The organism is Elusimicrobiota bacterium (genome assembly GCA_016218575.1).
Lineage (GTDB): Bacteria > Elusimicrobiota > Elusimicrobia > UBA1565 > UBA9628 > JACRDN01.
Genome location: JACRDN010000016.1, coordinates 205,925 through 217,531, shown reverse-complemented (window position 1 = coordinate 217,531; position 11,607 = coordinate 205,925). Strand labels below are relative to the sequence as shown.

The following is an 11,607-nucleotide window of genomic DNA, read 5'->3' as shown; positions in this document are numbered from 1 at the left end:
ATGGACAAGAGGAAATTCACCATCAGCCCCGACGCCCCGCTCCTGGACGCCGTCGCCGTCATAGAGGAGAACGGCCACCGCAGCCTCATCGTGGTCTCGGACGAGGGAACCGTCGTCGGGACTTTGAGCGACGGCGACGTGCGCAAGACCTTGCTCGAGGGACGCCTGTCCCGCGTTCCGGTGCGCGACGTCATGAACACCAACTTCATTTCCCTGCGGCCCGATGAATCCGGGCGGGCCAAGGGAATATTCGAATCCACCCACATATTCCTGATCCCGGTCGTGGACGAGCGCCTGCGCCTGCTCGACGTCATCCCGGCGTATTAGAGCGCCTTCGCGGGCCTCGGGCCGAGCCATTCCGTCGTCATAAAATGTTATAATTCGCCAATGCGCGTGCTCCTCGTCTATCCCAATATGATGGGCATGAACATGCTCCCGCCCGCCATCGGGATTTTCACGAGCCTGCTCAAGGCCGACGGCCACCAGGTGGACCTCTTCGACACCACCAATTACCCCCAGCTCGAGGGGGGCTTCGACAGCGACAAGATCAAGTCCGAGAACCTGAACGCCCGGCCCTTCGACGACAGCCTCCTGCGCCGCTACGACCGGCACTCCTCCCCACAGGATGATTTCGCGAGGAAGGTAAGCTCATTCTCCCCGGACCTTATCGCCATGTCGGCGACCGAGGACATGTACCCGATCGGCCTGCACCTCCTCGAAGGGCTTCCCGCGGACCGCCCCCGCGTGGTTCTGGGAGGGGTCTTTGCGACCTTCGCCCCGGAGCTGGCGTTGCGCAAGTCCTGCGGGATGATAGACTACGTGATCAAGGGCGAGGGCGAGAATTCGCTCCTGGAGCTGTGCCGGAGGATCGAGGCCGGCCAGGACCCCGAAGGGGTGCCCGGCCTCTGGATGTACCGCAAGGACGCAAGCCTCGTTGTGAGCTCCCTGCCCGTTCCGGTGGACTCGAGCGAGCTCCCCTTGGCCGACTATGGCCTCTTCGAGGAGAGCCGCTACTACCGCCCGATGCAGGGCAAGCTTTGGAGGATGTTTCCGGTCGAGACCTTCCGCGGCTGTCCCTACACCTGCGCCTACTGCAACTCGCCGTCGCAGATGCAGGTCTATAAGTCCGAGGACAAGAAGTACTTCCGCATGAAGCGCCACGACAAGGTCCGGGAGGAGCTCCGGCATCTCGTGGACGCCTACAAGGCCGACTCGATCTATTTCTGGGCCGACACCTTCCTTTCGTATCATGACGACGATTTCGAGAAGTTCTGCGAGGTGTATTCGGAGTTCAAGCTCCCTTTTTGGATACAGACCCGGCCGGAGACCATCACCGAACCCAAGCTCAAGCGCCTCAAGGATATCGGTCTTCTGCGCATATCCTTCGGCGTAGAGCACGGCAACGAGGGCTTCCGGGAGAAGTACCTCCAGCGCAAGGTCCCCAATTCCCGGCTCGTCGAGCGTCTGCGCATCCCCCACGCGCTCGGCATCCCGTTTTCCGTCAACAACATCATGGGATTCCCGAATGAAACCCGGGAGCTCGTCTTCGACACCATAGAGCTCAACCGCCAGCTCCATTCCGACGGCATCAACGCCTACTCCTTCACGCCCTTCAAGGGGACACCCCTGCGCCAGCTTGCGGAGTCCGTGGGGCTCATCCATCCCGATTTCATCGTGCGCTCCATCACCAAGCCCACCTTGCTCAACATGCCCCAGTTCCCCCCGGAGTCCATCGAGGGGATCCGCCGCTGCTTCGTCCTCTACGTCAAGATGCCCAAGTCACGTTGGCCCGAGATCGAGAAGGCGGAGCGCCTGACGCCGGAGGGGGCGGCCTTGTGGAAGCGCCTGCGCGACGAGTGCCAGGCCAGGTACATGAATTACGGCGGCTACGTCAAGGAAGAGGACATCGGGATGGTGGACGTGGTCAACCAACAGGTCGCGCCCTCGGAGCTGCCGAGCGTCCTTTCGCGCTGAAATCGTTCCATGCCTGAAACCGCCAAGGCCTACAAGAAGCACAACAGCTTCGTCGAGATCCGCCAGAAAAAGCCCTTGGCCGACGCCAAGGAGCGCCTCGAGAGGCTTTACCGGGAGGGCGGCGCTTGGGGCTTGGACCCGGCCAGGGCCCGCGTGGCGCGCCAAGCCTGCCGGGAGCTGCTGGGGCTCGCGGCGCCTTCTGCCTCCCATGCGGCCTTCCGGCTTCACCACAACGTGCAGGAGGAGCTGGCCCGGCTCGAGGACCGGGAGCTCGCGCGCTACCTCTTCTACCGCTTCCGCTACGAGGCATATCCCGAGCGCCATATCCTCGATTCTTATCCGCCCTGCCTGCAGATCGAGCCGACCTCGGTGTGCAATTTCCGCTGCGTGTTCTGCTACCAGACCGACGCCGAGTTCACCTCGAAGAAGAACGGGCACATGGGCATGATGGCCTTGGACACCTTCAAGCGCGTGGTGGACGAGGCGACGGGGCAAATCGAGGCCGTCACCTTGGCCTCGCGGGGGGAGCCCATGGCCTGCCCCGCCATCAAGGAGATGCTGGCCTACGCCGCGGGCAAATTCCTGGCCCTCAAGGTGAACACCAATGCCTCCCTTCTCGATGAGGCCAAATGCCACGCCATCCTCGAGGCCGGCGTCAGCACCGTGGTTTTTTCGGCGGACGCCGCGGTCGAGCCGGACTACGGGAGGCTTCGGGTGGGGGGGGGCCTCCAGAAGGTCTTGAAGAACGTCCGCATGTTCGCCGAGATCAAGAGCAAGCATTACCCGCGCTCGCGCCTGATCACCCGCGTCTCCGGAGTGCAGGTCCCTGGTTCGGGGGGCCTTGATGAGATGGAACGCTTCTGGGGCGAGTGCGTGGACCAGGTCGCTTTTGTCAAGTACAATCCCTGGGAGAACGCCTACACAGCACCCTTGAGCGGCCTCGAGTCTCCCTGCTCCGACCTCTGGCGGCGGATGTTCGTCTGGTGGGACGGCCGGGCCAATCCCTGCGACGTGGACTTCAAGTCCACCTTGGCGGTGGGAAGCGCCGCGGCCGAGGGCCTGTCGCGGCTTTGGCGCTCGGAGGCCTACGAAAGGCTGCGCGAGGATCACCTGGCCAAGCGCCGATCCCAGCGGTCTCCCTGCGACCGCTGCACGGTTCTATGATCTGCGCCTTGATGCTGGGCCGCGACGGGAGCAAGGGCTACCCCGGAAAGAACACGGCTTTGGTGCTGGGGCGGCCCCTCATGGCCTATCCCCTTCTCGCCGCCCGCGCCTCCCGCCGCGTCGAGAGGACCTACGTCTCCACGGATTCCCCCTCGATCAAGGAAACAGCCCGCCGCTATGGGGCCCTCGTCATAGACCGCCCGGCCGAGTTGTGCACGGCCCAGGCTTTGGGAGAGGACGCCTTCGCCCATGGGTGCCGGCATATCGCCGGGGCCTTGAAGGGCGAGGGGCTCTCCCTGGAGCTGCTGGTTCTTCTTTTCTGCAACGCCGCCACGGTCACCGGAGAGCTCATCGACGCGGGGATCGAGGCCTTGAGGGCCGATCCCAAGCTCGACTCCGCGGTCAGCGTCTCGCGCTACAACATGTGGAGCCCCCTGCGTGCCCGGCGCGAGACCAAGGACGGGATCCTCGAGCCCTTCGTCCCCTTCGAGACCTTCGGCGATCCCAAGACCTTGAATTGCGACCGGGATTCCCAAGGCGACGTTTGGTTCGCCGATATGGGAGTTTCCGTGGTGCGCCCCAAGTGCCTGGAGGAGCTCCATTCCGGGCTTCTTCCCCAAAAATGGATGGGGCGGCGCATTTTCCCCCTCAAGCAATGGGGGGGCTGCGACGTGGACTACGAGTGGCAGGTTCCGGGAGTGGAGTTCTGGCTCAAGAAGCACGGCTACGTCGGGGAGGAGCCGCAAGAAGTTCTGGGCGAGGCTGCGGCGGGACGATGACAGACGACTCCTTTCTCTCTGGGAAGGTAGCTCTCGTCACCGGAGCCTCGGGCGGGATAGGCTCGGCCATCGCCCGGGCCTTCGCCCGGCGCGGGTGCGCGGTGGCCCTGCACTACCGCTCGGGCAAGGCCCGGGCGGAGCGCCTGCGCCGCGAGCTATCCGGCCTAGGAGCGCGCTGCGTTATCCTGCGCGCCGACCTCCTTAAGGATGGCGCGCCCGCGGCCCTGGTGCGCGCCGCGGTCAGGGCCCTGGGCCGGTTGGACATTCTGGTCAACAACGCCGGGGCCGTGATCGGCTACGAGCATTTCTCGTCCCTGCGTCCCGTTGATTGGGACCGCACCTTGCGCGTGAACGCCTCCGCCCCCTTTTTCCTGAGTCGCGAGGCCTTCGCGGCGATGCGCCGCGACGGGGGCCGAATCATCAACATCGGCTCGGTGGCGGCCAAATTCGGGGGCTCTCCCCGCTCTTTGCACTACGCCGCCGCCAAGGCGGCTCTCGAGGCCGTTTCCGCGGGGCTGGCCAAGCAGGGGGCCGCGCACAACATCCTCGTCAATACCATCCGGGCCGGGGTCATAGACACCCGGCTTCACGCCGCCCTTCCCGGCAAGGACTTGGCGGCGCGAGTGGCCTTGGTCCCGCTTAAGCGCATGGGCACCCCGGAGGAGGTGGCGCAAGCCGCCCTTTATCTCGCCGGGCCCGGCGGCGCTTTCGTCACCGGGCAGGTGCTGGGGGTGAGCGGAGGCGAATGAGACTTCCCATCCTCGTCACGACGTCATCGTTCTGCGCCGCGGACCCGGCGCCGAGAGAAGCTTTGCTCAAGGCCGGCTGTTCGGTGCATGAGAACCCGCACCGGCGCAAGCTCACGGAAAGCGAGGTCCTGGGGCTTTTGGCCCGGCATAGGCCCGCGGGGCTGATCGCGGGCCTGGAGCCCCTCACGGCACGGGTGCTGGAGGCGGCCGCGGGGCATCTCACGGTCGTTTCGCGCTGCGGGATAGGCCTTGACTCGGTGGATCTTCCAGCCGCGGAGAGGCTGGGGATCAAAATTTTCAACACGCCGGAGGCCCCGGTGCAGGCCGTGGCGGAGCTAACCGTGGGGCTGATGCTGGCTGTTCTGCGTCGCGTGGCCGAGGCCGACCGCGCCGTGCGCGCCGGCCAGTGGAAGCCCCTGATGGGTGGGCTTCTCGGGACAAGGACCGTCGGCGTGGTCGGCCTGGGCCGCATCGGAAGCCGGGTGGCGAGTCTCGTCGCGGCCTTCGCCTGCCCCGTCCTGGGCTTTGACCCGAGGGAGGACCTGCCGCGCGTTTCCGGGCTTAAGCGGGCCTCTTTGGACGAGGTCATCCGACGGGCGGACGTCCTGACTTTGCACGCGCCGCTCCTTCCCGAGACCCGGCGTTTGATGAACCGGGAGCGGATCGCCTCGATGAAGCGCGGAAGCGTCCTTATCAACGCTTCGCGTGGGGGGCTCGTTGACGAGAGCGCCTTGGCCGCGGCCCTCGAGGAGGGACGCCTGGCCGGGGCTGGCCTCGACGTTTTCGAGGAGGAGCCCTATGCCGGGCCCCTGAGGGATATCCCCTCGGCGGTTTTGACCGCGCATATGGGGTCCGCGGCCGGAGAAAGCCGCGCCCGTATGGAGCGCGAGGCGGCCGAGAATTTATTGAGAGGTCTCAAGATCGGAAAGGAGGCAAGATGAGCTCTCCAGGGAAGAAAGTGCTGGTCTGCGGAGGGTCTGGGTTCTTGGGAAGCCACGTCGCCGACGCCTTGACCGAGGCGGGCTACATGGTCCGCATCTTCGATCGCCGCCCCTCGCCCTATCTGCGCGCGGGCCAGGAAATGGTCGTGGGGGACCTTCTCGAGGCCGAAGCGGTCGCGGCCGCGGCCAAGGGCTGCTCCTGCGTCTATAATTTCGCCGGCATCGCCGACATAGACGAGGCCCGGCGCAAGCCCTTGGAGTCCCTGCGGACCAATATCTTGGGAAACGCCAACGCCCTCGAGGCCGCGCGCCTGGCCCAGGCCGCGCGCTTCGTCCTGGCTTCCAGCGTTTACGTCTACAGCGATTCGGGCTCTTTTTACCGGGTGAGCAAGCAGGCCTGCGAGCAGACCGCGGAGACTTATCACGAGGAGTTCGGCCTGCCCTACACCATAGTCCGCTACGGTTCCCTGTACGGGCGCCGGGCCGACAGCCGCAACGGCATCTGCCGGCTCCTCATCGGAGCCTTGACCGAGGGGAAGGTGCGCTACAACGGCACGGGGCAGGAACTGCGCGAGTACATCCACGTCGAGGACGCGGCGCGCTCGAGCGTCGAGATATTAAAGCCCGAGTTCGCCAACATGCACATCATCCTCACCGGGCACCACCCGATGCGGGTGGCCGACCTCATGGCCATGATCCGGGAGATGCTGGGCGGCGACGTGGCCCTCGAGTACTCCTCCGAGCCCTTGAACGGGCATTACAACATCACTCCGTACAATTTCCACCCGCGCCTGGGCAAGAAGCTGGTGAGCACCCTTTACACGGACATGGGGCAGGGCCTCCTTGACTGTCTGGCCGAGCTGCGCTCCCGGCTTCAGGCCTCACCCCGTGCCTGAGCCCCGGGCGATCGTCCTCGATTTCGACGGAGTCATCCTGGAGTCGAACGACGCCAAGACCCGGGCTTTCGAGCTCCTCTTCGCCGCGGAGGGGCCCGAGGTCGTCTCGCGCATCGTGGCCCATCACCGGGCCAACGGCGGCATTTCGCGCTTCGAGAAGTTCCGGCACGCCTACCGCGAGATATTGAAGCGCCCGCTTTCGGCCTCCGGGGAGGAGGCCTTGGGGCGGCGCTTCAACGAGCTCGTCGAGAATGCGGTGGCCGCGGCCGAGTGGGTGCCGGGTGCCAGGCAGTTCCTGGAGGATAGGCATGCGTCCCTGCCGCTGTTCGTGGCCTCGGGAACGCCCCAGGAGGAACTGCGCCGCATCGTCCTGCGCCGGGGCCTGGGCTCCTATTTCCGCGGCGTTTACGGTTCCCCCGAGAAAAAGGACGCCATTCTGCGCGCCGTGGCCCATGAGGTCGGGGCCTCCTGCGGAGGGATCTTGATGGTTGGTGACGCGGTCAACGATTATGAAGCCGCGCGCCGAGTCGGAGCCCTGTTCATCGGCCGGGTGCGGCCGGGGGAAGTCAATCCATTTCCAGGAGAGATTTTAATCCTATCCGACCTCAAAGACCTCTCCCTTGCCATCGCAAACCTCCCGGTTCCAACCCGTGACGGACGTGTGAAAGCCGCGTGAAAATTCTGTATAATCATCGTCGACATGCCTAAAGCCTTCATCACGGGAATTACGGGCCAGGATGGGTCTTATTTGGCCGAATTCCTGCTCTCTAAGAATTACGAGGTTTACGGCTTGGCGCGGCGCTCAAGCCACGTTCCTTTCGAGCGCATCCGGCATCTTCTGGACAAGATACGCGTCGTGGAGGGGGACCTCACCGACCAATCCTCCATGGACGAGTTGATCTCCGCCATCCGCCCCGATGAGGTCTACAATTTGGCGGCCCAATCCTTCGTGCCGACCTCCTGGAATCAGGCGGTCTTGACCGGGGGGGTGACCGCCTTGGGAGTGACCCGCCTTCTCGACTCGATCCGCAAGTTTTCCCCCAAAAGCCGCTTCTACCAGGCCTCGTCCTCGGAGATGTTCGGCAAGGTGCGGGAAACTCCCCAGAGAGAGACCACCCCCTTCTACCCCCGCAGTCCCTACGGCGCGGCCAAGGTCTACGGGCACTACATCACGGTCAACTACAGGGAGTCCTACAATCTGTTCGCGGTCTCCGGCATCTGCTTCAACCATGAATCGCCGCGCCGGGGCCTGGAGTTCGTGACCCGCAAGGTGAGCCACGGCGTGGCCCGGATCGCTCTGGGCCTTTCCCAGGAGTTGCGCATGGGAAACCTGAGCGCTTTGCGCGACTGGGGCTTCGCGGGGGACTACGTCGAGGCCATGTGGCTCATGCTCCAGCAGCATAGTCCCGATGATTTCGTGGTGGCCACCGGGCAAGCCCATTCCGTGCGCGAGCTCGTGGAGACGGCTTTTGCCGCGGCGGGCCTGGACTGGGAGAAGCACGTGGTTTTCGACAAGAAGTTCCTGAGGCCCGCCGAGGTGGACCTCCTGCGGGGAGATTCCTCCAAGGCCCGCCGAACCTTGGGCTGGGAGCCGCGGGTGGGCTTCAAGGAGCTCGTGGGCATGATGGTTCAGTCGGATATTGAACTGCTCAAGAGGAGCGAGCGGGAGGCGGTTTGTGGCTAATTCCCTCCAAGAGGCCGTTTCGCAGGATAAGCGTTACAAGGAGATCTCGCGTTGCCGCGTCTGCGGCAGCGCCGAGCTTGACTCCATCATCCATCTGGGGATCCAGAGCCTGACCGGGGTGTTCCCGCGCGCCCGAGATGAGGCAGTGACCGCCGGCCCCCTGGAGCTCGTCAAGTGCCGGCAGAGGGACGGCTCCTGCGGCCTGGTTCAGCTCCGGCAGTCCTATGATTTGAACGAGATGTACGGCTTGAATTACGGCTACCGCTCCGGCCTCAACCAGTCCATGGTCCGGCACCTCCAAGGCCGGGTGGCGAAGATCCTCGAGCGCGTCCGCCCGGGCCGAGGGGACTTGGTGATAGACATCGGAAGCAACGACAGCACCTTGCTCCAGGCCTATCCGCGGGGGGGAGCCCAGCTCGTCGGCATAGACCCCACCGGAAGGAAGTTCAAGGCCTTGTATCCCTCTTATGTCCAGCTCATCCCGGATTTCTTCTCCTCCCGGCTCGTGGAGGGGCATTTCCCGGGCAAAAAGGCCACAGTGGTCACTTCCGTCGCCATGTTCTACGACTTGGAGTCGCCCCTCGACTTCATGAGGCAGGTCCATGACATCCTCGCGGATAACGGGATTTGGGTCTTCGAGCAGAGCTACCTGCCGGCCATGATGCGCATGAATGCCTACGACACCATCTGCCATGAGCACCTGGAGTATTACGGCTTGAGCCAGATCCGTTGGATGGCCGAGAAAAGCGGCCTCAAGATACTTGGCGTCGAGCTCAATGACGCCAACGGAGGCAGCTTCGCGGTAACCGCGGCCAAGGCGGGCTCGGCCCATGAGGCCGACGCATCCACGGTCGAGCGGCTCCTGGCCGAGGAACGGGAGCAGGGTTTGGAGACGCCGCGGCCCTACGAGGCCTTCGCCGAGCGGGTTCGCGGCCACCGAGAGGCGCTGCGGGAGTTCATCTGCGAGGCCGACGTCCGCGACAAGCGCGTTTTCGGGCTGGGGGCCTCGACCAAGGGCAACGTGGTGCTCCAGTACTGCGGGTTCACGGACAAGGACATCCCCTTCATGACCGAGGTCAACCCGGACAAATTCGGGGCCTTCACGCCGGGGACTCTCATCCCGATCATCGCGGAGAAAGAGGCCCGCGCCATGAGGCCGGACTATTTCCTGGTCATGCCCTGGCATTTCCGGGATAACATCATCGCCCGGGAAGAGGCTTTCTTGTCCTCTGGAGGCAGGCTGGTGTTCCCTCTTCCGTCCCTGGAAACGGTTTCCAGGCGCTAGGCGCTGGTTCTTATGATTGGGAAAACGCTGATTTTCATTCCCACCTACAACGAAAGGGAAAACGTGCAGAAACTTTGCGCGGCCATCCTGGCCCTTCCGATCGAGGCCGACATCCTTTTCTTGGACGACAATTCCCCGGACGGAACGGGCGCCATCATAGAGGTCCTGCGCTCCTCCCGCAAGAACATATTCGCCATCCATCGCGCCGGCAAGCGGGGCATCGGGAGCGCCCACTACGAGGGGATCCGCTGGGCTTACGAGCGCGGATACTCGGCCTTGATCACGATGGACGCGGATTTCACCCACTCTCCGGAGTATATCCCCGAGTTCATTCGCCGCTCGCGTGACTGCGACGTCGTGGTGGGCTCGCGCTATCTTCAGGAGAAGAGCCTCAAGGAATGGAATCCCTGGCGCAAGATCCTGACCGTGGTCGGGCACGTCCTGACCAAGCATCTGCTCAAGCTTGATTATGACGCGACCGGGGCCTACCGCCTGTACCGGCTCGACCGCGTTCCGCGCGAGGCCTTCGACCTGGTCTGCTCACGGGGCTATTCCTTTTTCTTCGAGAGCCTGCACATCCTGAACCTCAACCGCCTGCGCATCCGGGAAGTGCCGATCCACCTCCCGGCGCGGACCTACGGGCACTCCAAGATGGACCCGAGGGAGGCCGGGCACAGCCTTAAGTTCCTCATCGAACTTTCCCTAACTACGCTGCTTCAACGCGAGAGGCTGGAGATCTCCGGCCCATCCGCCGGAGCGGCTGAACTCCACGATCCGCAAGATTGGGATTCGTACTGGAAAAGGAAAGCCGACGCCAGCGGCATCGTCTACGACGCGATCGCGGCCTTGTACCGCAAGCGCGTCATTCGGCCCGCCCTCAATCATTTTATTTTCAGGATATTCCCCGCCGGCTCCAAGGTGCTCCACGCCGGCTGCGGGGCGGGGCAGAACGACGCTGACATTCGCGGACACGTCGCTATAACGGCCCTGGACATTTCGAAGGCGGCCCTGGCTAGTTACGGCCGCCTGCACCAGAACCGCTGCCAACTTGCCCATGGGAGCATTTTCAGCATGCCCTTCGCGGACGGGGCTTTCGATGGGATCTACAATCTCGGGGTCATGGAGCATTTCACGGAGGAGGAAATCCGTCGCATCTTGACGGAGTTCCGCCGAGTCTTGAGGCCCGGCGGCAAGGCGGTCCTTTTTTGGCCGCCCGAATTCGGGCTGAGCGTGACGGCGCTTAAGATGATCCATTTCGTCTTGAACCGGATTCTTCGGCGCGGCGTTCGCCTCCATCCAGATGAGATTACCCGCGTCAAATCCAGGCGCCACGTCGAGGCCCTGTGCCGGAAGGCGGGCTTCGAGCTCGTCGAGTATTATTTTGGTCCGCGGGACTTGTTCACCCATTCTGTCGTGGTTCTGGCCAAGGGATCCGGTCCGGAGGCGGGTTTGCCTCAAGTCGAGACCGCCGCGCTCGCCTAATATCCCATGGCCACGCCGCTTTTTCACTCGGCAGTGGCCATCTCAGCGGCCCAGCTCGCCTGCCGCGAGAAGCCTTCATGCAGCGTTTATCTCGTATTCTTGACCGCGGCCAATATCGCCGACATGGACCTTCTCCCTGGTTTATTAGCAGGCAAGCCTCTCGAGTATCACCATTTGGCGGCGCATTCTCTGGCCTTCGCTTTGGTCATGGGAGGGGCCCTGGCGACGCTTCTCTGGAAGGTCCTCTCTCCCGGGGGAAACACTCCATACCGAACTTGGCTGGGGGCCTTGGCGCTGACCTGTCTCTCGCATCCTGCCTTGGATCTTGTGACGTATGATTCTTTTAACCAATTCCCCGTTCAGAACTACGGGCTTGAGCTGGGCTGGCCCCTAAGTCCCAGGCTCATAGGCCCCATCGGCCATGTCCTCCCGGGCCCGTATTTTACCGTGGATTGGCATGATTGGATCATCGCTGATAATTTGAAGATTTTTGCTACGGAGGGCGCCATTGGAGCCGCACTTGTCGCTTCGGCCGCGGGCTTCAGACGCCCGTGGGCGCGGCTACCTTATCCCGAGGCGGCCGGGCAGGACGCCAATGGTTAGAGATCCCAGCTGGAACGACAGGATGGATGCCATTTTAACGAGGAATCCAT

Annotated in this window: 12 protein-coding genes; all 12 read left to right on the top strand. The window is 63.7% G+C overall.

The window, feature by feature from the left end:
• Genes HY921_06010 through HY921_05955 form a run of 12 tightly spaced genes read left to right on the top strand, consistent with a single transcriptional unit; the run spans nt 1 to nt 11,557 of the window.
• Nucleotides 1-327: a CBS domain-containing protein gene (locus tag HY921_06010; GenBank protein MBI5630422.1), complete on the top strand. Its 327-nt coding sequence runs from the start codon at nt 1-3 to the stop codon at nt 325-327.
• 60 nt (nt 328-387) lie between these two features.
• Nucleotides 388-1,974 carry a B12-binding domain-containing radical SAM protein gene (locus tag HY921_06005; protein MBI5630421.1) on the top strand — a complete coding sequence of 529 codons (1,587 nt, stop codon included), beginning with the start codon at nt 388-390 and terminating at the stop codon, nt 1,972-1,974.
• A gap of 9 nt (nt 1,975-1,983) precedes the next feature.
• Nucleotides 1,984-3,138, top strand: a complete 1,155-nt coding sequence (locus tag HY921_06000) for a radical SAM protein (GenBank protein MBI5630420.1) — start codon at nt 1,984-1,986, stop codon at nt 3,136-3,138.
• The gene (locus HY921_05995; GenBank protein MBI5630419.1) at nt 3,135-3,917 is read left to right on the top strand and encodes a cytidylyltransferase; all 783 of its coding nucleotides are present in this window, start codon (nt 3,135-3,137) and stop codon (nt 3,915-3,917) included. The genes HY921_06000 and HY921_05995 overlap by 4 nt, the downstream gene beginning before the upstream one ends.
• The gene (locus HY921_05990) at nt 3,914-4,666 is read left to right on the top strand and encodes an SDR family oxidoreductase (GenBank protein MBI5630418.1); all 753 of its coding nucleotides are present in this window, start codon (nt 3,914-3,916) and stop codon (nt 4,664-4,666) included. Before HY921_05995 ends, HY921_05990 begins: the two co-directional genes overlap by 4 nt.
• A complete protein-coding gene (locus HY921_05985; GenBank protein ID MBI5630417.1) occupies nt 4,663-5,607 on the top strand; it encodes a phosphoglycerate dehydrogenase in 945 nt (314 codons plus the stop codon). Before HY921_05990 ends, HY921_05985 begins: the two co-directional genes overlap by 4 nt.
• Nucleotides 5,604-6,503: an NAD(P)-dependent oxidoreductase gene (locus HY921_05980; GenBank protein MBI5630416.1), complete on the top strand. Its 900-nt coding sequence runs from the start codon at nt 5,604-5,606 to the stop codon at nt 6,501-6,503. Before HY921_05985 ends, HY921_05980 begins: the two co-directional genes overlap by 4 nt.
• Nucleotides 6,496-7,179 carry an HAD family hydrolase gene (locus tag HY921_05975; protein ID MBI5630415.1) on the top strand — a complete coding sequence of 228 codons (684 nt, stop codon included), beginning with the start codon at nt 6,496-6,498 and terminating at the stop codon, nt 7,177-7,179. The genes HY921_05980 and HY921_05975 overlap by 8 nt, the downstream gene beginning before the upstream one ends.
• A 24-nt stretch (nt 7,180-7,203) precedes the next feature.
• Nucleotides 7,204-8,187, top strand: a complete 984-nt coding sequence (gene gmd / locus HY921_05970; GenBank protein MBI5630414.1) for a GDP-mannose 4,6-dehydratase — start codon at nt 7,204-7,206, stop codon at nt 8,185-8,187.
• Nucleotides 8,180-9,472, top strand: a complete 1,293-nt coding sequence (locus tag HY921_05965) for a class I SAM-dependent methyltransferase (GenBank protein MBI5630413.1) — start codon at nt 8,180-8,182, stop codon at nt 9,470-9,472. The genes gmd and HY921_05965 overlap by 8 nt, the downstream gene beginning before the upstream one ends.
• A 12-nt stretch (nt 9,473-9,484) precedes the next feature.
• Nucleotides 9,485-10,954 carry a glycosyltransferase gene (locus HY921_05960; protein MBI5630412.1) on the top strand — a complete coding sequence of 490 codons (1,470 nt, stop codon included), beginning with the start codon at nt 9,485-9,487 and terminating at the stop codon, nt 10,952-10,954.
• A gap of 6 nt (nt 10,955-10,960) precedes the next feature.
• On the top strand, nt 10,961-11,557 hold the full coding sequence (locus HY921_05955; GenBank protein MBI5630411.1) for a metal-dependent hydrolase: 597 nt from the start codon (nt 10,961-10,963) through the stop codon (nt 11,555-11,557).
• Nucleotides 11,558-11,607: the final 50 nt, after the last annotated feature.

Excerpts from the sequence above, each read along its gene's own strand:
- HY921_06010 (MBI5630422.1), top strand. The coding sequence starts at position 1 with ATGGACAAGAGGAAATTCACCATCAGCCCCGACGCCCCGCTCCTGGAC.
- HY921_06005 (MBI5630421.1), top strand. The coding sequence starts at position 388 with ATGCGCGTGCTCCTCGTCTATCCCAATATGATGGGCATGAACATGCTC.
- HY921_06000 (MBI5630420.1), top strand. The coding sequence starts at position 1,984 with ATGCCTGAAACCGCCAAGGCCTACAAGAAGCACAACAGCTTCGTCGAG.
- HY921_05995 (MBI5630419.1), top strand. The coding sequence starts at position 3,135 with ATGATCTGCGCCTTGATGCTGGGCCGCGACGGGAGCAAGGGCTACCCC.
- HY921_05990 (MBI5630418.1), top strand. The coding sequence starts at position 3,914 with ATGACAGACGACTCCTTTCTCTCTGGGAAGGTAGCTCTCGTCACCGGA.
- HY921_05985 (MBI5630417.1), top strand. The coding sequence starts at position 4,663 with ATGAGACTTCCCATCCTCGTCACGACGTCATCGTTCTGCGCCGCGGAC.
- HY921_05980 (MBI5630416.1), top strand. The coding sequence starts at position 5,604 with ATGAGCTCTCCAGGGAAGAAAGTGCTGGTCTGCGGAGGGTCTGGGTTC.
- gmd (MBI5630414.1), top strand. The coding sequence starts at position 7,204 with ATGCCTAAAGCCTTCATCACGGGAATTACGGGCCAGGATGGGTCTTAT.
- HY921_05960 (MBI5630412.1), top strand. The coding sequence starts at position 9,485 with ATGATTGGGAAAACGCTGATTTTCATTCCCACCTACAACGAAAGGGAA.
- HY921_05955 (MBI5630411.1), top strand. The coding sequence starts at position 10,961 with ATGGCCACGCCGCTTTTTCACTCGGCAGTGGCCATCTCAGCGGCCCAG.